The organism is Pseudomonas lundensis (assembly GCF_002269125.1).
Taxonomy (GTDB): domain Bacteria; phylum Pseudomonadota; class Gammaproteobacteria; order Pseudomonadales; family Pseudomonadaceae; genus Aquipseudomonas; species Aquipseudomonas lundensis_A.
The window spans coordinates 59,860-80,080 of the sequence record NZ_NQKI01000020.1; the positions used below are offsets into that span (position 1 = coordinate 59,860).

The 20,221-nt window shown below is 58.4% G+C and carries 19 protein-coding genes and 2 pseudogenes; 14 read left to right on the plus strand and 7 right to left on the minus strand.

The genetic code is table 11. The annotated features are described in order from the left end of the window. The first annotated feature begins 141 nt into the window (after positions 1–141). Positions 142–1,482, plus strand: a complete 1,341-nt coding sequence (locus CJF39_RS13765) for an MFS transporter (RefSeq protein WP_094993904.1) — start codon at positions 142–144, stop codon at positions 1,480–1,482. 4 nt (positions 1,483–1,486) lie between these two features. Here the strand turns inward: CJF39_RS13765 and CJF39_RS13770 are convergent, their stop codons facing one another. Then, on the minus strand, positions 1,487–2,440 hold the full coding sequence (locus CJF39_RS13770) for a LysR substrate-binding domain-containing protein (RefSeq protein ID WP_094993905.1): 954 nt from the start codon (positions 2,438–2,440) through the stop codon (positions 1,487–1,489). Between the two features lie 74 nt (positions 2,441–2,514). After that, positions 2,515–3,924: an FAD-binding oxidoreductase gene (locus CJF39_RS13775; RefSeq protein WP_094993930.1), complete on the minus strand. Its 1,410-nt coding sequence runs from the start codon at positions 3,922–3,924 to the stop codon at positions 2,515–2,517. A gap of 185 nt (positions 3,925–4,109) precedes the next feature. Between CJF39_RS13775 and CJF39_RS13780 the strand changes: the two genes are divergently transcribed. The 12 genes and pseudogenes from CJF39_RS13780 (at position 4,110) to kch (ending at position 15,093) form a co-directional block, all read left to right on the plus strand. After that, on the plus strand, positions 4,110–5,210 hold the full coding sequence (locus tag CJF39_RS13780) for an FUSC family protein (RefSeq protein ID WP_094993906.1): 1,101 nt from the start codon (positions 4,110–4,112) through the stop codon (positions 5,208–5,210). Positions 5,211–5,583: 373 nt separating this feature from the next. Next, positions 5,584–5,853: a hypothetical protein gene (locus CJF39_RS13785; protein WP_094993907.1), complete on the plus strand. Its 270-nt coding sequence runs from the start codon at positions 5,584–5,586 to the stop codon at positions 5,851–5,853. A gap of 30 nt (positions 5,854–5,883) precedes the next feature. Next, positions 5,884–6,186: an urease subunit gamma gene (locus CJF39_RS13790; RefSeq protein ID WP_047275719.1), complete on the plus strand. Its 303-nt coding sequence runs from the start codon at positions 5,884–5,886 to the stop codon at positions 6,184–6,186. Between the two features lie 53 nt (positions 6,187–6,239). Further along, positions 6,240–6,659: pseudogene (locus tag CJF39_RS13795) on the plus strand (urease subunit beta); the annotation flags it as partial. A gap of 179 nt (positions 6,660–6,838) precedes the next feature. Beyond that, positions 6,839–8,557, plus strand: coding sequence for an urease subunit alpha (locus tag CJF39_RS13800; RefSeq protein WP_094993909.1), 1,719 nt, complete (start codon positions 6,839–6,841; stop codon positions 8,555–8,557). Between the two features lie 63 nt (positions 8,558–8,620). Continuing rightward, positions 8,621–9,301: an urease accessory protein UreE gene (ureE, locus tag CJF39_RS13805; RefSeq protein ID WP_094993910.1), complete on the plus strand. Its 681-nt coding sequence runs from the start codon at positions 8,621–8,623 to the stop codon at positions 9,299–9,301. Positions 9,302–9,321: 20 nt separating this feature from the next. Further along, on the plus strand, positions 9,322–10,008 hold the full coding sequence (locus tag CJF39_RS13810; protein WP_094993911.1) for an urease accessory protein UreF: 687 nt from the start codon (positions 9,322–9,324) through the stop codon (positions 10,006–10,008). Between the two features lie 68 nt (positions 10,009–10,076). After that, positions 10,077–10,721 (plus strand): urease accessory protein UreG, encoded by a 645-nt coding sequence (ureG, locus tag CJF39_RS13815; RefSeq protein WP_094993912.1) that lies wholly within the window; start codon positions 10,077–10,079, stop codon positions 10,719–10,721. Continuing rightward, on the plus strand, positions 10,718–11,683 hold the full coding sequence (locus CJF39_RS13820; protein ID WP_094993913.1) for an urease accessory protein UreD: 966 nt from the start codon (positions 10,718–10,720) through the stop codon (positions 11,681–11,683). Before ureG ends, CJF39_RS13820 begins: the two co-directional genes overlap by 4 nt. Positions 11,684–11,870: 187 nt before the next feature. After that, positions 11,871–12,751 (plus strand): annotated as a pseudogene (yut, locus tag CJF39_RS13825) (urea transporter). 25 nt (positions 12,752–12,776) lie between these two features. Continuing rightward, a complete protein-coding gene (locus CJF39_RS13830; protein ID WP_094993914.1) occupies positions 12,777–13,835 on the plus strand; it encodes a HoxN/HupN/NixA family nickel/cobalt transporter in 1,059 nt (352 codons plus the stop codon). Positions 13,836–13,917: 82 nt separating this feature from the next. Further along, entirely contained in the window at positions 13,918–15,093 is a 1,176-nt protein-coding gene (gene kch / locus CJF39_RS13835) for a voltage-gated potassium channel protein (RefSeq protein WP_094993915.1), read from the plus strand. Between the two features lie 52 nt (positions 15,094–15,145). Here kch and crcB (CJF39_RS13840) read toward each other — a convergent pair whose 3' ends face one another. After that, positions 15,146–15,550 carry a fluoride efflux transporter CrcB gene (gene crcB / locus CJF39_RS13840; protein ID WP_094993916.1) on the minus strand — a complete coding sequence of 135 codons (405 nt, stop codon included), beginning with the start codon at positions 15,548–15,550 and terminating at the stop codon, positions 15,146–15,148. Between the two features lie 15 nt (positions 15,551–15,565). Beyond that, on the minus strand, positions 15,566–15,946 hold the full coding sequence (crcB, locus tag CJF39_RS13845; protein ID WP_094993917.1) for a fluoride efflux transporter CrcB: 381 nt from the start codon (positions 15,944–15,946) through the stop codon (positions 15,566–15,568). Positions 15,947–16,101: 155 nt separating this feature from the next. Between crcB (CJF39_RS13845) and CJF39_RS13850 the strand changes: the two genes are divergently transcribed. Beyond that, the gene (locus tag CJF39_RS13850) at positions 16,102–16,383 is read left to right on the plus strand and encodes a hypothetical protein (protein WP_094993918.1); all 282 of its coding nucleotides are present in this window, start codon (positions 16,102–16,104) and stop codon (positions 16,381–16,383) included. Here the strand turns inward: CJF39_RS13850 and CJF39_RS13855 are convergent. From CJF39_RS13855 to CJF39_RS13865, 3 genes are all read right to left on the minus strand, one after another. Continuing rightward, a complete protein-coding gene (locus CJF39_RS13855; protein WP_094993919.1) occupies positions 16,380–18,743 on the minus strand; it encodes a DNA polymerase II in 2,364 nt (787 codons plus the stop codon). The genes CJF39_RS13850 and CJF39_RS13855 overlap by 4 nt on opposite strands. A 30-nt stretch (positions 18,744–18,773) precedes the next feature. Next, complete coding sequence (locus tag CJF39_RS13860) at positions 18,774–19,127, minus strand: hypothetical protein (RefSeq protein WP_094993920.1); 354 nt, start codon at positions 19,125–19,127, stop codon at positions 18,774–18,776. 381 nt (positions 19,128–19,508) lie between these two features. Continuing rightward, on the minus strand, positions 19,509–20,066 hold the full coding sequence (locus CJF39_RS13865) for a hypothetical protein (protein ID WP_094993921.1): 558 nt from the start codon (positions 20,064–20,066) through the stop codon (positions 19,509–19,511). Positions 20,067–20,221: the final 155 nt, after the last annotated feature.

Here is a 20,221-nt window from a genome sequence, read left to right on the forward strand (position 1 = left end):
CTGCCTGTCTTCTCCTGCACGAAAGATAAACCGCCGATTGTGCGAATCGTCCCGCGATCGTAGAGTCCCTTTTGCACCTCACTAAAAGATGCCTGCCCACGCCCGTGTTCAGGCGCGTGATAACAAAAAAGGGCTTGAACGATGACTCACCTTCCTGCGCAACACGCTGACCCCGATGATCAGGCTCTAGACGGGGCATATCGCAAAACCGCCTGGCGCGTCATGCCGCTGTTAATGGTCTGTTTTCTGGTGGCCTATCTGGACCGGGTCAACGTCGGCTTTGCCAAGCTGCAAATGCTTGATGACTTGAAATTCAGCGAGGCCGTGTACGGGCTGGGTGCCGGGATATTTTTCATCGGCTACTTGATGTTTGAAGTGCCCAGTAACATCGCCCTGCACCGCTTCGGCGCACGACGCTGGATCGCTCGCATCATGGTGACCTGGGGCTTGTTGTCTGCCGCCATGATGTTTGTGCAAACACCGTGGAGCTTTTATGCGCTGCGCTTTCTGATCGGTGTGGCCGAAGCGGGGTTCTTTCCCGGCATCATTTTCTACCTCACCACCTGGTTTCCCGGTCACCGACGCGGGGTGATGGTGGCACTGTTCATCTCGGCCCTGCCGATTTCCAACCTGCTGGGGTCATTAATCTCCGGCTACATCATGCAAAACATGAACGGCGTGGCCGGTTATGCCGGCTGGCAATGGCTATTCGTTATCGAAGGCTTGCCTGCCGTGTTTTTGGGCATGGCTGTGTTCTGCCTGCTGCACGACCGCATTGCCGACGCCGGTTGGCTGAGCGATGACGAAAAGCACGCCATGCAAGCCGCCATCGACCGCGATAACCAGGGCAAACAGGGGCACTCGGTGCGTGAGGGCCTGCTTAACCCGAAAATCTGGTTGCTGGGGGCGGTGTATTTCTGCCTAGTGATGGGCCAATACATCATCAGCTTCTGGATGCCCACCATCATTCGTAACAGCGGCATCGAACAGCCGTGGGTCATCGGCATGTTGTCAGCCATACCGTTCGCCGCGGCGGCTGTGGCCATGGTGTGGGTGGGGCGCAGTTCTGACCGCCGTCATGAGTACCGCTGGCACGTGGCATTGTGCGCACTGGTCGGCGCGGCGGGTGTGCTGTTCGGCACCCTGTTCGGTGACAACCTGCTACTGGCCATGATCGGCCTGACCGTCGGCACCGCTGCGATGATCAGCAGCCTGCCCGTATTCTGGGGCATGCCGACGGCCGTGGTGGGCGGTGCCGCAGCCGCAGCAGGGATTGCACTGATTAACTCAATGGGCAATGTGGCGGGCTTCTTCGCCACCATTGTGGTGGGCTGGATCACGCAAATAACCGGCAGTACCCAGGCCGCCATGTACATGATGGCGGCGGTGCTGGTGCTGGGCGGTGCACTGGGGTTGTGCGTACCCAAAGCCAGATTGAACCTGCGCGGCCCGGCCCCTGTGGTCGCGGTGCAGCGCCCGTAACACCTCAGCGGGGCCCGGTGGTCAACCGCCGGCTGCCGGGCCATTGCCCTTGCTCACACATGCCGCTGACCACCTGCGCGATCAACGCGGCGACCGCCTCACGTGCGGGGGTCGGTGGCATGCGCGTCGACACACACATGCCCAGCGTGCGATACAACCCCGCACATGCGATGCGGTGAGCTGTCAGCCGCCCCTCTTCGAGTTCGCGACGGGCCAGGTTGAGGGGCATCAGGGTCGGCCCCACGCCCGCCTCAACCGCACTTTTGAGGATGTGCACTGAATTGACCTCCAGTGCAGGCGTTGACGCAAACAGGCCACTGCGCGCCGCCACCCGCTCGACAATCGCCCGTGTGCAATGCCCATGCGCTGCGCCCGGCCATACCAGCGGCCGGGCAAACGCTTGTTGCAGATCAAGCACCTGACCGGCTGGCCATGGGTCATCGCTGGTCGCGCACAGCCAGTAAAAATCTTCTTCCAGCAACGGGGTAAAGGCGATCTCGGGCGGCAGCTCGGCATCGGTGAACAGCGCCAGATCGATGCGCCCGTACAACAGTTGTTCGAACAGGTTACCGGTCAACTCTTCATTGAGGTTTAACTGCACCTGCGGATAGCGCGCGGCCACCTCGCGCAGCAAGGGTAAGGCCAGCGGGCTGGCAACACTCTGCGGCAGCGCCACCACCACCGGGCCGCTGACGGCTTGCGCCGAGTTCAGCACCGCACTGCGTGCGTCCTGCAAATGCTTGAGAATGCCCTGGGCATATTCGTAAAACACCTTGCCCGGCTCAGTGGCAGTCACCCCGCTGTGGCTGCGGTGCAACAGTTGCACCCCAAGCTCTTTCTCAAGGTCAAGGATTTGCTTGCTCAGCGCCGACTGGGCAACAAACACGTCGCGGGCAGCCCCGCTGAGGCTGCCGCTGTCGAGAATGGCGACAAAATATTTGAGCTGACGAATTTCCATGCCGCGGATTCTATACACGCCGCGATTGCAGCGTCACCTGACAATCCTTGTGCGCTGCGCGCGCAAGCCGCGAACTAGTCGCGATTGAAAATTTTGCCGGGGTTCATCAGCCCTTTCGGGTCCAGCGCGTGCTTAATCGACTGCATCACGTCGACCGCGTTTTGCCCGTGTTCCACCACCAGGTAATCGCGCTTGGTCAGGCCGATGCCATGCTCCCCCGTGCAACTGCCTTCATAGGCAATCGCCCGTTCGGCCAGGCGATGGGCAACCGCTTCGGCTCGAGCGACTTCGTCGGGATCGTTGGGATCGACCAGAATCAGCGCGTGGAAATTGCCATCCCCGACGTGGCCGAAAATCGGCGCCAGCAAACCGTGTTCCTGCAAGTCTGCAGCCGTGGCCTCCATGCACTCCGCCAGTCGCGAGATCGGCACCACCGAATCGGTGGTCAAGGAGCGGCAGCCTGGGCGCAGGGCCACGGATGCGAAATACGCATCGTGCCGTGCTTGCCATAGACGGGTACGGTCTTCGGGATTAACGGCCCATTCAAAGTCTTGCCCGTCATGCTCATCGGCCACCATGCGCACGGTTTCTATCTGCTCCTTGACCCCGGATTCAGAGCCATGCAGCTCGAAAAACAGCGAGGGCGCTTCGCGTAAGGCGGTTTTGCTGTAGGCGTTAATCGCCCGCACGGTCAGGGCATCGATCAGTTCAATGCGGGCTATCGGCACGCCGAGCTGGATGGTCTGAATCACTGCGCGCACGGCATGATCCACTGTCGGGAACGTGCAAATAGCCGCCGATATTGCTTCCGGCAAAGGGTGCAGCTTGACCGTCAGCTCGGCAAAGGTGGCCAGCGTACCGCCCGAACCCACCAGCAAATGCGTAAGGTCGTAGCCCGCCGACGATTTGCGCGCCCGGCCCCCGGTTTTAATCACTCGGCCGTCGGCCAGCACCGCCGTCATGCCCAGCACATTTTCACGCATGGTCCCGTAGCGCACCGCGTTAGTGCCCGATGCCCGGGTCGAAGCCATGCCGCCCAACGAGGCGTCTGCGCCCGGATCAATCGGGAAGAACAGGCCCGTACCATGCAGGGCCGCATTCAGCTGTTTGCGAGTAACACCCGGTTGCACCGTGACGTCCATGTCGTCCGGGCGAATCTCAAGGATCTGGTTCATCCCCGACACATCGATGCACACCCCGCCCTTCACCGCTTGCAGCCAGCCCTCCAGCGAGGTGCCACTGCCGTAGGGGATCATCGGTACGTCGTGGGCATGACACACCCGGGAAACGCTGACGATTTCATCAAGGCTCTGCACGAACGCCACCGCGTCCGGCGCAATCGGCCCTAACGAGGAAATATCACTGCCGTGGTGCTCGCACACACTGGCAGAGGTCGACAGACGGGAGCCCAACAGCGCCTGCAACTGTTGCAGCAACGACTCGGGCAAAGGTGGGCGGGTCAACGGCGCCTGCACAGCATTCATCAGCACTTCCTCTTTATTTTTTTGGCCTGTGGTCGCCATCTTAAGCGCTGCACTGTGCGTCTTGGCCATAGCAAATACAGAACGTGCCATCTCGAATGCGCATGGCAAATCCGCTCATCGTGTGGAGGACTCCCCGCCCTTGAACTACGCTGCCAGCCCAATCCACATCAATGATTGGGGACGACATGCAACTGGGAAAAAAGATTTCGACGCTCGAGCAGTTGGCGTGTCGCTATTACCGCTGGATTCACGCGACACGCATCAGTCTGGCGTTTTTGATCACGTTCGCTGCCATCCGCTGGTTCAAGCTCGAAGACGCCTCTTGGGCCTTGATTACCATGCTGATCGTGATGGGCCCGCTGCCCTACTGGGGCAATGTGTTCTCACGGGCCGTGCAACGAACGGGCGGTACGGTAATCGGCGCCGTGTCGGGGCTGGTGGCGCTGTACCTGGAATTGTATTCATTCCCCGCGATGCTGCTGTGGTGCGCGGTGGTGATGTTCGCGTGCGGCTACCTGACACTGGGCAAGCATCCCTACATGGCGCTCTTGATTGGCGCGACCCTGGCCGTGGTCAGTTGTTCGGCCCCCAACGACATGGACGCCGCCGTATTGCGCAGCGTCTATGTGATGGCGGGTTCGATTCTGGCGTTGATTTTCACCAGCATTTACCCGCAGCGGGCTTACACCGACCTGCGCATCAAGTTCAGCCAGAGCATGGGCAAACTCAATGACCTGTATGAGGCGTATTTTTCGCCGCTGGTCCTTGAGCGGCCCAGCCTGGACGACAAACTCAAAGACGAACTGGATGGGGTGGTGAAGTTGCGCAATTACATTGCGCCAGCCAGTAATGAAAGCCACCTCAAACAAGACGTGTTTAATTCACTGCAAACCCTGCACCGCAATGTCGTGTCCACGCTGATTCTAATGATTGATGCGTACTGGTCATCCCGGGAAAACCATTTGTTGATTAAAAACGAACCGGCCTTGAGTGATTTGCACCGGTTGATTCCGCTGGCGCTGCAATCGCTGCAAAACAAGTTAGTGATGGGCATCGACAACAACGAAATCAGTACACAACTGCGTAACAGTGCCCAAGAACTACGCGAACTGGCGTTAAACAGTATGAATGGTAAAGAAATACAAACCGCATTTTATGCCTATGTCTGGTTAAGCCTTGAGATGCTCAGGCAATTGACGGCATTGAATGATCAACTGCACGCCGCGCTCTACCATCCGGGGCATAAACACTTGTTCATTAACCCTAAACGCCCCTCTAAAAATTAGTGTTCTCAATCACGACATGGCGCGGGAATGTCGCGCCACCTGTATCGAATGTCGATACAGAAAGCCGACTAACAACAAGAAGATCCCTACAAGCATTTATGACATAGAGCACTAAAGATGAAGATTTTAGCTTCAAATCCCACTCAAAACAGCCACAAAAAGAGAGCCAAAACGGTCAATTCAATGCTTAAAGCAATCTCAAACCATTGATTTAAAAGATATTTAATTGAAAGCGCCGTTCGCATTCACCCGTCAAGCCTCGTCCTTCATTCTTGCGCTGTGCCAGACGTACCCTCTGCAGCTCAAATTTATGGCCTACGCTCTGATCGCGCCCGTCTTGATGGAACTAAACGGTAAGGCCCATGACCACTGAATGCATCTTTACAACTCAACCCATGATGCACATATCCCGTGCGATGTGCCGGGTGTTTGTAACCGGCAGCGTGTACACGCTCCGTGGTCACAGGGCGTCGGGCAGGGTGCGTCAACAGCACGCAACAAGGGCTGCCGTGACGCCCGCGTGTTTGAACAACCCCGCTCCCGCACCAAGAAACACTACGTTCCATTCAACCCGTTGTATTCACGCTTGTTCTCGATTGATGAAACTTGGGTGGGTGGGGCTGACCGGCACATTGAAACTTAACCCTTAAGCGCACTGTAATTAGGGGGGCTTATGCAGCTCACCCCGAGAGAAATCGATAAGTTAATGATTTACACCTTGTCGGACGTGGCACTGCGGCGCAAGGCTCGTGGTTTGAAGTTGAACTTTCCGGAGGCCGTTTCAATTATTACTGTCACGGCGCTTGAAGGTGCTCGCGATGGCAAGTCAGTTGAAGACGTGATGACCGAAGCGGGAAAAGTACTGACCAAAGATGACGTCATGGAAGGTGTCAGTGACCTGATCCCGAACGTTCAGGTGGAAGCGATTTTTACCGATGGCAGCCGTCTGGTCACGGTCCACGACCCGATCAAATAACGGCGCGCAGTCAAGCCGGTTAACGCCGAACACACACGTTTGAGGATTCCGTCATGAGCACCAAAAAGCCCGCGTCACCCCAACCTGCACAATCACCGCATCAGGACACCCATCCTGACCACCATATCCCCCACGCCAAAAACCCAGGCGGGGTCTCCACCGGCAATGAAAGCAACGTTCCACTGGGCGGCTGCATCTACGCCAGCACGCCGATCACGTTCAACGAAGACCGTGCAGTGACCAAGGTCAAAGTACGCAACACCGGTGACCGCCCGATTCAAGTCGGCTCGCACTTTCACTTTTTCGAAGTTAACCGCGCCCTGGAATTTGACCGCGCTGCGGCCTTCGGCAAGCGCCTGAACATCACGGCCACCACGGCCATTCGTTTCGAGCCGGGGGATGAAATTGAAGTGCCGTTGATCCCGTACGGCGGCAAACAGACCTTGTACGGTTTCAACAACCTGGTGGACGGCTGGGCCCCCGACAGTACGGTCAGCGGCCATGAACGCCCGGAAAAACTGCAAGCCATCAAGCGCGCAGCCGATCGCGGCTTCAAGTTTTCCAAACCATCCAACTAAGCGCCGCATTTCACACTTTGCCAGCGCGCCGTTGCGTCATTGACGAATGCGCCGCATGAAGGAAGGAGCCACCGATGCCAACTATTTCACGCAAAGAATATGCCGGGCTGTTCGGCCCGACCACGGGCGACAAGATCCGCCTGGGCGACACTGACCTGTTTGTAGAAATTGAAAAGGACCTGCGCGGCTATGGCGAGGAGGCCGTGTACGGCGGCGGCAAATCGCTGCGCGACGGCATGGGCGCCAATAACAACCTGACCCGCGATAACGGCGTGCTCGACCTGGTCATCACCAACGTCACCATCATTGACGCCATTCAGGGTGTGATCAAAGCCGACGTGGGAATTCGCGACGGCAAAATCTGCGGGATTGGTAAAAGCGGTAACCCCGGCACCATGAGCGGTGTGACCAATAACATGGTGGTGGGCGTGAGCACGGATGCTATTTCCGGCGAGCACCTGATCCTGACCGCTGCCGGGATCGACACCCACATTCACTTGATCTCGCCGCAACAGGCTTACCACGGCCTGTCCAACGGCATCACCACATTCTTCGGCGGCGGTATCGGTCCTACCGACGGCACCAACGGCACCACTGTGACGCCGGGCCCGTGGAACATCCGGCAGATGCTGCGCTCGCTCGAAGGCTTACCGATCAACGTCGGCCTGCTGGGCAAGGGCAACTCCTTTTCCCGCGACCCGTTGGCGGAACAAATCATTGCCGGTGTGGCCGGGCTCAAAGTCCACGAAGACTGGGGCGCTACCTCCAACGCCCTGCGCCATGCCCTGCGTACCGCCGATGAAATGGACATTCAGGTTTCGGTGCACACCGACAGCCTCAATGAATGCGGCTATGTCGAGGACACCATCGATGCCTTCGAAGGGCGCACCATCCACACTTTCCACACCGAAGGCGCAGGCGGCGGTCACGCCCCCGACATCATCAAAGTGGCCAGCCAGCTCAACGTATTGCCCAGCTCGACCAACCCCACCCTGCCCTACGGTGTCAACAGCCAGGCCGAGTTGTTCGACATGATCATGGTCTGTCACAACCTCAACCCCAACGTTCCGGCCGACGTGTCATTTGCCGAAAGCCGGGTGCGCCCGGAAACCATCGCCGCCGAAAACGTGCTGCAAGACATGGGCGTGATCTCTATGTTTTCCAGTGACTCCCAGGCCATGGGCCGGGTCGGTGAAAACTGGCTGCGGGTGATGCAAACCGCCCACGCGATGAAAGTTTCACGTGGCAAGCTGCCGGAAGACAGCGACGGTAACGACAACTTCCGCGTGCTGCGTTACGTGGCCAAAATCACCATCAATCCGGCCATTGCCCAGGGCGTGAGCCATGTCATTGGCTCTGTCGAAGTGGGCAAGATGGCCGACCTGGTGCTGTGGGACCCGCGCTTCTTCGGGGCCAAGCCGAAACTGGTGATCAAGGGCGGCATGATCAATTGGGCTGCCATGGGTGACCCTAACGCCTCCCTGCCGACCCCGCAGCCGGTGTACTACCGTCCGATGTTCGGGGCCTTCGGCAAAACCATGCAGGACACCTGCGTGACCTTCGTGTCACAGGCCGCGCTGGAAGACGGGGTCAAGGAAAAGGCCGGGCTGGATCGTCAAGTCATGGCCGTGCGCAACTGCCGCACCATTTCCAAGAAAGATTTGGTGCGCAATGACCAGACGCCAAAAATCGAAGTCAACCCTGAAACCTTCGAGGTGAAAGTGGACGGCGTGCACGCCACCTGCAAGCCGATCGATGTAGCCACCATGAACCAGCGGTATTTCTTCGGCTAAGGCAGAACGCCCGGCCGCCACCAAGGGTGTGGATGGCCGGGCATCAAGGAAGGAGTTTGCGACGTGATTTTGATCGAACACATTCTGGGCAATGCCAAGAAAGACCCGGCCTGGCAGCACAAACTCGAAGGCGCCCACATTGACCTGCTGGTGCTGGATCAGCGTGAAGCGCAGAAAAGCCGCTGCCGACGTACCAGCCTCGGCGGACGTGACCTGGGCATTTCACTGGAGCGCAACGTGGTGCTGGCCGACGGCGACGTGCTGATGTGGGACGAAGCCAGCAAAACGGCCGTGGTGGTGCAACTGAACCTGCGCGACGTCATGGTGATCGACCTCAAGGAGCTGAAAAAACAGCCCCTCGACGTGTTGATCAAGACCAGTTTCGAACTCGGCCACGCACTGGGCAACCAGCACTGGAAGGCCGTGACCAAGCACAACGAGGTGTACATCCCGCTCACGGTGGAAACCAAAATGATGGACTCGGTGATGCGCACCCACGGTTTTGAGCACTTGCCCTACGCCTTCATTGGCGGCGCCGAGATCCTGCCCCTCCTCACCAGCTCTGAAGCACGCCTGTTATTTGGCGGTGCCGAAGAAACCGACACCCACGTTCACGTCGCCAGCCCTCAGGATAAGCTGGATGCAGCGGCGCTGAAGATTCACGGCGTGCACAGCCATGGCGACGGCATCAGCCATAGTCACAGCCACGACCATGGCCATACGCACCACGACCACAAGCACTGAACCTTGCAGAAGGCGTGACCATGAAGGCAGCAGATCTCATACGCATCATGCAGTTTGGCGACTCGGTGTTACCGGTCGGTGCATTCACGTTCTCCAACGGGGTCGAGTCCGCGATTCAGACCGGCATCGTTCACGATGTGGCAACGCTCAAAGGTTTTGTGCTGACGGCGCTCAAACAGGCCGCCAGTTGCGACGGTATGGGTGTGGTTGCGGCACACCGCGCGGCCTTGGCCGATGACCGTGAGGGCATTTTGCGTGCGGACTGGGCGGTCAATAACCGCAAGCTCAACGAAGAAAGCCGCTTGATGGCAACGCGCATGGGCAAAAAACTCGCGGAAATGTCGATCCATGTGGTGGAGACCCCGCTGGTGCGCTGGTGGCTGGAACAGATCAAGGCCGGTAACGCCGCAGGCACCTACCCCGTGACCCAGGCAGTCGTGATGTCGACCCAGGGCATCGGCGCCCGCGAGGTGGTGGTGATGCACCAGTACGGGGTGGCGATGACCATCCTCAGCGCCGCCATGCGCCTGATGCGTGTCACGCACCTGGACACCCAGCACATCCTGTTTGAACTCAACCACGACATCGAAGCGTTCTGTGACATCGCTGAAATCGGCGATATCGAGCAGATGGCCTCCTATGTGCCGATTGTCGACGTGTTGGCTGCGGTCCACGTCAAAGCCCATGTGCGGCTGTTTATGAACTGACCCGATGCACAGCGCTGGCCCCAGCCCGCGCTGCACCTGTTTGCAAGACTGTTTTAGGAGCAAGGCCTGTGAAAAAGATTACGCGTATTGGTATTGGCGGCCCGGTCGGCTCGGGTAAAACCGCAATTATTGAAGTGATCACCCCGATCCTGATCAAGCGCGGTTACAAACCGTTGATCATCACCAATGACATCGTCACCACCGAAGACGCCAAGCAGGTTAAACGCACGCTCAAGGGCATCCTCGACGAAGACAAGATTCTCGGCGTTGAAACGGGCGCCTGCCCGCACACCGCGGTGCGCGAAGACCCGAGCATGAACATTGCCGCCGTGGAGGAAATGGAAGAGAAATTCCCCGACAGCGACCTGATCATGATTGAAAGCGGCGGCGACAACCTGACACTGACCTTCAGCCCGGCACTGGCCGACTTCTACATTTATGTGATCGACGTGGCCGAAGGCGAGAAAATCCCGCGCAAAAATGGCCCGGGGCTGGTGCAGGCCGACATTCTGATCATCAACAAAATCGACCTTGCACCGTACGTGGGTGCCAGCCTCGACGTAATGGAAAGCGACACCAAAGTGGTGCGCGGCAACCGCCCGTACATCCTCACTAACTGCAAGACCGGCCAAGGCATTGAAGAACTGGTGGACATGATTGAACACATGTTCCTGTTCGCCCAAAAACCTGCTGCCCGCGAGGTCACTGCATGACAGCTCAGAGCCTGAACATCGTGAACACCCCTTCACGGCTTCGCGCTCATGCATTGGGTCAGGACGCGCCGGAGCTGGCGGAGTATCAAAACGAACCGCCGCAGATGCACAGCGGCGCGGTCGGCAAGAGCGGTTATTTGCGCCTGGGGTTTGAGCGGCGTGGGGATCGCAGCATATTGGCGGATGTGGAGCGACGCGTGCCGTCACTGGTGCAGCGGGCCTTGTACTGGGACGAAGAAATGCCCGGTCTGCCCTGCGTGACGATGATTTCGACCTCCGGCTGCGTGCTGCAAGGCGACCGCTTGGCCACTGACGTCCATGTGGGGGTGGGCGCATCCGGGCACGTTACTACCCAGTCGGCCACCAAAGTGCATTCAATGAATGCCAACTATGCCTCGCAGATCCAGCAGTTTCGGGTCGAAGAGGACGGCTATCTGGAGTTCATGCCCGACCCGCTGATCCCGCACCGCGATGCGCGGTTTATCACCGACACCCGAATCAAGATCCATCCCACCGCCACGGCGATTTACAGCGAGATCCTCATGTCCGGGCGCAAATACCACCATGTGGATGAGCGTTTCGGTTTTGACGTGTATTCGTCGCGGGTCTGCGCCGAAACCCTTGAGGGCCGGGAGTTGTTTGTCGAGAAATACGTGCTGGAGCCAAAGAAGGAAAGCCTCGACGCGATTGGCGTGATGCAGACCTTCGATGTGTTCGGCAACGTGGTGCTGCTCACACCCCAAGTGCATCACGACCGCATTGTCGAGCGCGTGCCTGCCCTGTTCGACATCAAGGCAGGGCTGGCCAGCGGCGTGACCCGCCTGCCGAATAACTGCGGGCTGATCTTCAAGGTGTTGGGCAATGACAGCGGTCAGGTCAAGGCACAGATTCGCGAGTTCTGGAAAATCGCCCGAGAGGAGATTCTGGGGGTCACGTTAGGGCCGCAGTTTCTCTGGCGTTAAGCAATTCACACTGCGCAGTAGTGACCGGGACCGGCTGCGGCCCCGGTGATTGCAATTCCTTTGCAGCCCGAACGGAGAAACCTCTATGGATGTTGCCAAAGCGCCCGGATCCAAGTGGACACAGCTGGCAAACGGCAATGTGGTGATTGAGTTTATCGACGTCACCCTGCGCGGCTGTGCTCAAGTCATGTTTCAGAACAACCCGTTGACCGGGTTGCTATTCTTCGCCGCGATCTTTGTGGGCGCCTATGCCGAAGGAATCCCGGCTGTGGCCTGGGGCTGCGTACTGGGTACGGCGGTGGCGACGCTCGCTGGGCTTAACCTCCAAGACCGCACGTCGTGGAAAGCCGGGTTGTACGGCTACAACGGTTGCCTGGTAGGCGCGGCGTTGCCGACCTTCCTGGACGTCACACCGGTGCTGTGGCTGTGCATCATCCTCGGCAGCGTGGTGTCAGTGATCGTCATGCTCTGCATCGCCGATATTCTCAAGACCTGGAAAGTCGCCGCCCTGACCGCCCCGTTTGTTTTGGTGACCTGGACGATCCTGCTGGCCAGCTATGCCTTCGGCGGCCTGACCAACACGGCGCTACCGGTCCCCAACCTGCCCCACGACCTGGTCGCCCACAACAGCAACCTGTTCGATGGCATTCACCTGATTGACGGGCTGTTCAACGGGATTTCCGAAGTATTCCTGATCAGCACCCTGATCGGCAGCGTGCTGTTTATCGCAGGATTGGCAGTGTCTTTGCGGTGTTTGCCGTGTGCGGATCACTGCTGGCGGTGCTGACGGCCACGGTGCTGCAAGCCGAGCATGCCAGCATCAACAATGGCATGTACGCGTTCAGCGCCGTGCTGACTGCCATCGCGCTGGGCTCGACCTTCAACACGCCCAGCTGGCGAGTGCTGATCTACACCCTGATCGGGGTGATCTTCACTGTCTTTGTGCAAGGGGCTTTGAATACCCTGCTGACCCCGGTGGGCATACCGACCCTGACCATGCCGTTTGTGTTGGCTTCCTGGTTATTTTTGGTGCCCAACAAAGACGTCATGCCCGCCCACCGCCAGTAGCGTTCACTTTTAGCGGAGCCTTTATATGACAGCCATCGCTCAACCTCTGGCCGCAGCCGCTCCCTCAAACACCCGGCGCAACGCGATCTATTTGCTGACCGGCTTGATTGTCGCCAATGCATTGGCATGGCTCTGGGCCTTCAGTGAATTCGGCACCAACCCGGTGCTGATGGGCACTGCGCTACTGGCCTACAGCTTTGGCCTGCGCCATGCGGTCGATGCTGACCACATTGCGGCCATCGACAACGTCACTCGCAAACTCATGCAGCAAGGCAAAACCCCGATTGCCGTGGGCACTTATTTCTCCCTCGGGCATTCCACCATCGTGGTTCTGGCATCGCTGGCTATCGCCGCCACAGCCATGGCGTTCAAAGACGACATGGTGTGGTTCCACGAAACCGGCGGGCTGATCGGCACGCTGGTTTCGGCCCTGTTTCTGCTGCTGTTCGGTGTGCTGAACCTGGTGATCCTGATCTCGGTGTACAAGAAGTTCAGGCAGGTCAAAGCCGGTAAAACCTTGGCCCCGGAAGAACTCGACGGGTTGGTCAGCAACAGCGGCGGCTTGATGGCACGGGTGTTTCGACGGGTATTTAACCTGGTCAACAAGAGCTGGCACATGTACCCCGTGGGGTTTCTCTTTGGCCTGGGGTTCGACACCGCCACTGAAATCGGCCTGCTGGGCATCAGTGCCACCAGTGCTTCCCATGGCATCAACCTGTGGTCGATCATGGTCTTCCCGGTGCTGTTCGCAGTGGGCATGGCGCTGGTGGATTCCCTGGACAATTTCGTAATGATCGGCGCCTACGGCTGGGCGTTTTCCAAACCCGTGCGCAAGCTTTACTACAACATCACCATCACCGCAGCCTCGGTGGTGGTGGCCTTGTTTATCGGCGGGGTTGAAGCCCTCGGGCTGATTGCCGACAAACTGGAACTCACCGGTGGTATCTGGACCCCGATCAACGCCATCAGCGACAACTTCGGCGAAATCGGTTACTGGATCATCGGCATGTTCGTGTTGTGCTGGCTGGTCTCAGCCTTGAATTACTACCTGCGCGGTTATGACCATTTAGGAGCCAATGCCTGATGAACAGACTCAGCAAAAGGACGTGCGCGTTACACGCTGACCGACACTCCATCCACTCTTTCACTGAGGCGTCGTAGCAATCATGACTTTAAAAGAGGACGTAAAAGCCCGATTCTCATTTGCCTACGGGGTCGCCCTGCTGGTGGCCATCAATGGCTTTCTCTTGTTTTTGCCGGTGTTGCAACGAGGGGTGGCGCACTCCAATGCCGCTTCCGGCACCTTTGATACCTGGAAGGAGGCTTTGAGTTTTCTGGCGCTGCTGGAAATTCCGGGGTTCGTGGTGGGGCTGGTGTTGCTGCTGATGTCCATCGGCCTGGTGATCAAGTCGCGCATCAGTTGGTTCTTCTCGCTGCTGCTGCTGGTGGCCACGGTCAGTGTCGACATATTCATCCTTAAAAACCCCGACGGGGTCACGCTGTTCTCATTGTTCAACATCGCCGTGCTGGTTTATTTCTGGCGGCGCTTCGATCACTACAGCCTCGCGACCGGCAGCTTTTTCGCCGTGGTCAGTATCGCCTCGCTGATCGTCTACAGCATGCTCGGCACGCTTTACATGGGCGAACAATTCGCGCCGCAGGTTACCGACCTGCCGACCGCGTTCTACTTCGCCATTGTGGTGATGTCCACCGTGGGCTTTGGCGACATTGTTCCGCACACCACCGACGCCCGCATGTTCACCCTGACAGTGATCATTCTGGGCATCACCATCTTCGCGATCTCGGTGGCGTCCATAGCCGGTCCGCTGATCAGCAACAACATCCAACGCATTGTTAAAGGCAGGATTACTCACATGGCGCGTAAAAATCACTACATTCTGGTAGGCACGGGTTCACTGGCACAAAACGTCTACAAAGGCCTGACTGATCGCGGCGAACACGTGACCGTGGTGTGTGCGCCGGGCAGCCAGCACGACCTGCCGGAAAAAGCCGACATCATTGAGGGCGACCCCTCGGCCACCTCGACCCTGAAGCTGGCCGGTGCCAACGAAGCCAAATACATCGTGGCGCTGTCCGAAAACGACGCCGATAACGTATTCGTGATTCTGGCCGCCAAGGAAGTGGCGGGCGATGACACGCAAGTCATTGCACTGGTCAATGAAACCCGGAACCTGGCCAAGGTCAAACGCGTCAACCCGACCATGGTGCTGTCATTGCCGTTACTGGGCAGTGAATTGCTGGTGCGCACCCTGCAAGGGGATGCCATCAACAATGACCTGATCACTGAAATGTTCTTTGGCAAGCGTATGTCGCTGGGCTGAGGCGTCGCCGGCCAGAGCAGGCGCGTTTGACTGCGCGCCTGCTGTTGCTAACTCAGGCTTGCGTATCACTTGTCGGTTGCGCAGGCAGTTTGGCCCCGGCGATCAACCCCAGTTCAACTGCCGCAAAGCCAATCACCAGGCTCGCCACCAAGTAGCAAATGGACACAAAGACCCCGGCCGGGTCTTTCATCATTTCAACCGCGCCGAACACAAAGCTGGAAAAGGTTGAAAGCCCGCCCATGATCCCGGTCCCGATCATCACGTGTACGTATTGATTGATGCGATTGCTTTTGAACAGTGACGTCGCCACGCCAAGCAAAAACGCAGCCACGATATTGGCCACAAAAATGTCCATGGGAAACCCGTCAGCCAGGCGTGGCACTGACAGCATGACGAACTCCCGGCACATGGCGCCAAACGCGCCGCCGACAAAAATCAAAATGATCAGATTCAACATGGTTTCTGCTCCTGATTAACGCGCCAGCCAGGCGCCAAACGCGGCAGCCGCCAAACCCAACACTACCGATACGATCAAATAACCGGCCGCCCAGGCGCGGTCTTTGGCCGTGGCCAGTTTCGAGGCATCCAGTTGCATGCTGCTGAAGGTGGTGTAGCCGCCCAGAATGCCGGTGAGCACGGCAGCGTTCAGAAAGTCACCGTAACGGTCCCGCCAGTCGACACTGAACAGAATGCTCAGGTAGCCGATCACAAACGCGCCGCTGACGTTGATGATGAACGTGCCCAGAGGCAACGGCCCCTTGTACAGTTGGCCAACCCGTAAACCGATCCACCAGCGCAGCAGTGAACCCAGCCCGCCTCCCAACCCGACCCAGAAAACGTCCAGTGCGGTCATGAAAATCCCTCTCGTGTCTGTCAATGAGTGGGAAGAACTCTAGTTCATATATGGGTGCCGGGCGTTTCGTGTCCCGCATCGGATTTGCCGGGCCAGCCCTCTGAAAAAGGAGTACCCTGCCGCCCTGCTTCGCATCCTGCCCACACGGAACCCTCATGTACCCCAATGCTGACCGCTACAACCCCGACACCGAATACGCCAACAAACTGGTCGACCGCATCGGTCAGACCCCGGCCTGGATTGCCTCGCGCATTGGCGTGACCGAAAAGCGTATGCGCTACATCCTCGCCGGTTCGCGCACGATCAAAAATGAAACCACCGACATTTTTATGACCTACGCCGAGCAGTTCTGCATGGAGTGCCTGGCTGTCGAAGCCAAGGCCGCCAAGGACCGCGCCAAGTCCAAAGCCCTGGCTGAAGCGTCGGGCAAGGCTTAAAACAACCCCATCTGCCCGCCCACCAACGCGCTGAAGTCGTCATCGACGAACACCAGAATCGCATCGGCCACGGGCTGTAGCTGACGCGTCAGGTAGTGATCGTAATCCACCGCGGCGGTCAGGTTCTCCAACGGCTGCGGCCCGGTCAAGGTGATGATGTAGCTGATCGTGCCGCCGCGCTGGTATTGGCGGGGCCGACCCTGTTGATCGTTGTATTCATCGGCCAGCCGTGCAGCGCGCACATGGGGCGGCACATTGCGCTCGTAGTCGCTGAGCGGCCGGCGCAGACGCTTGCGGTAGATCAACAAGGCGTCCTGTTCACCGGCCAGCGTTCTGCGCACGAAATCACGCACGTAATCCTGATACGGCTGACGTTTGAAGATGCGTTCATACAACGCCTGCTGGAACTGTTGCGCCAACGGCGACCAGTCGCTGCGCACCGTTTCAAGCCCTTTGTAGACCATCTCGAACTGGCCGTCGGCCCGCTCCACCATCCCGGCATAACGCTTTTTGCTGCCTTCCTCGGCCCCACGGATGGTCGGCATCAGGAAGCGTCGGTAATGGGTTTCGTATTGCAATTCGAGGGCGCTGCTCAGCCCGTATTCCTCGCGGACATGGTCTTGCCACCATTGATTGACGTGCTGCACCAGCTCGCGGCCAATGCGGCTGGCGTCGGCTTCGCTGTGCTCACTGCGCAGCCAGACGAAAGTAGAGTCGGTGTCGCCGTAGATCACGCTGTAACCCTTGGCCTCAATCAGCGCACGGGTTTTGAGCATGATGTCGTGCCCGCGCAGGGTGATGGACGACGCCAGCCGCGTGTCGAAAAAACGGCAACCGCTAGAACCCAGCACCCCGTAAAACGCGTTCATGATGATTTTCAGGGCTTGGGACAGGGGCGCGTTCTTCTCGCGTTTGGCCACTTCGCGGCCATTGGCCACACGCTCGATGATCGCGGGCAAGCAATGCCGGGTGCGGGAAAAACGGGCGCCGCGAAAGCCCGCTACCGACGCTGTATCGCCGGGATCGCGCAAGCCTTCAACCAGCCCCAGCGGGTCAATCAGAAAGGTGCGAATAATCGACGGATACAGGCTTTTGTAATCCAGTACCAACACCGACTCGTACAAGCCCGGCTGCGACTCCATGACAAACCCGCCGGGGCTTGCCTGGGGCGGGTTCTCCCCCAGATTGGGCGCCACAAAGCCCTGACGGTGCATCAACGGCATGTACAAATGGTAGAACGCGGCCACCGAGCCGCCACTGCGATCTGCCTCCAGCCCGGTGACGGACGCGCGCTCGAGCAAAAAAGTCAGCAGCTGCGTTTTCTCGAAGATCCGCGTCACCAACTCGCAGTCTTTGAGGTTGTAACGCGCCAGCGCCGGTTTGTCCTCGACGAACATGCGGTTGATCTCGTCCATGCGCTGGTACGGGGTGCTGATGTCCTTGCCTTCCCCGAGCAAGGTTTGTGCAACGTTCTCCAGACTGAACGAGGGGAACGACCAGGTGGCAGAGCGCAGGGATTCGATGCCATCGATGATCAGGCGCCCGGCCGCGCTGGCAAAAAAGTGATTGTTGCGCGCGCCGTGTTCACGCCATTGCATCTCGCTGCCGTCGCGCCCCAGCAACAACCGGATGCCAAGGCGACGCGCGTGTTCGTGCAGTACCCGCATGTCGAACTGCACCACGTTCCAGCCAATGATTGCGTCCGGGTCGTGGCGCAAAAACCACTGGTTCAGGCGTTGCAAGAGTTCGGCACGGGTGGCGCAGAACTCAAGGTCGAAATCCACCGGAGTATCCACTGCCGTGGCCTTGCCCAGCATGTACACCTGGCGCTGCCCGCAACCTTCAAGGGCAATGGAATACAAATCACCCTGTTCGCTGGTCTCGATGTCCAGTGACACCAGTTTCAAGCGAGGTCGATAGTCTGGATGGGGTTTGATCTGCGCATCCATCCACAAGCCGTCCGGCTGCTCGCGTGCGCTGAAGCTCACAGGCGCGGTGATGAAACGCTCCATCAGGTAGCGCTCGGGAGGACGGATATCAGACTCGTAAACGTCAAGCCCGGCACGCCGCAGACGCTGGGCGATGTCGGTGAGCTGGCCATACTGCCGGCAATACAGCCCGACCACTGGACGCGAATGAAAGTCGCACATCGCCAGTGCACGGAACTCGACATGGCGCTCACCCTGCAACAGCGTTTGCGCCTGCTCGCACTGTTCGGCGGGGATGAACGCGGTGCACGACTGGAGCGGCAGACGCAGGCGTTGTGGCCCGCGGTCGGTGGCCAGCCAGAACTCGACTTCAATCCCCGACGGCGTGTCGCGCCAGTGCCGGGTCAGCACAAAGCCCTGCTGCACGCTCACGCGAACAGCCTCAGTGCCGCGCCGAGCGGGTTACAGACACGTCGCCATCGCTGCCATTCGGCGCATGGCCACACTGTCATCCGGTTTGGCAGCGTAATAGCTCACTGATGTCCCGGTGCCCTGAGGCACCAGGTCGGCAAAGGATTCACCGCCACGGGTATAGACCGTCATGCCACCGTTTTTACCGGTGTTCAGGTAACCACTGGCATCAACGCCGAAGACGGCTTCGTCCTGCCACGCAAACTGAATGCACTGTGCAACCAGCGGCGTTTCTTTGCTCGAAGCCAGCACCCGCACCGGCTTCTGATTGCGCGCTTCATTCATGGCAGAAGAAACACAACCGGCCAGCAGAGCCAGGCTCACAGCGCCAATCAGCATTCGCATCGGTTTACCCCTCGGAAAAGGGAGGAACGATAGCACGCGGCCCGCCGTGATTCATGCCAGAAGGTGTTTGCGACGAACACTGACCGGACGGCGCCCTTGATTTTTGGATCCAATAAATGAGCAACTCAAAAAAAAGCCCAAGTAGCTGATGGAAACTTGGGCCTTAAAAATGCATAAACCGTGGTAGGTGAACGCGGGGCAATCTTACCGCAGCGTTACAACTCGTAACAAGATATTTTGCAGGATTTTTTTCAATTCTTTACTGACCTAAGTCATTAAATAACCACATGTTTTTAATAAGATTAAACCCGTAAGGCTATTCCAATTGGCTATAAGCTGAATCTTTTCAGCTATCTATGACAATGGATCCGATTTTGGCCTTCATTTCACCTTGCGACTGAGGTCCTCGACGTTACGTTTCAACCCATCCATTTCGCGGTGCTGGTCGCTGACCTCGCGCTTGAGCGCAGCCAGATCATTGGCACTTGAATTAGACCCGGCACTGCGCTTGAGGTCCTCAACCTGCTGCGCGAGTTTGTCCAATGCTTTTTGTTGGTCTTGTGTGGTGCGTGTCAGCCGGGACAGTTCACTGGCGCCCGTGTTGTGTGCCGAACCCGTGTCGCGTTTGAGCGCTTCAATCTGGCGCGCCTGTTCGCTGACGGTTTGCTTGAGCGACTGCAGCTCATTGAGGGCCTTGTTGTTGTCATCCAGTTTTTTTTGCATCTGCTGCAAATCATTGACGGTAAAACCTGAACTTCGCACGGTGTAGGTCCTGCCCGCCTCGCTTGCGCCCGCCAGAATGTCGTCGTTGTACACCGCACTGAACGGCCCCATGACCAGACGCGTCGGTTCACTGTCGGCAAAGGCCGCATTGACCGGCATCAGCAGCGCCGCGCTCAGGACGGAAACAGCAAACAAGGCTTTATGAGGACTGAACATCAATGAATTCCTTTGCAAATGGCCGAGATGGCACATCGCTATGACTGAGTATCCGGACTCTGGTTCCCGTCCGGCATGCCAGAGAAATGAACGACAGGCGCCAGAATGTGCATCGGAGATGGCCTAAACGCCCGGGATTTCGCTAAGCTCTGGAC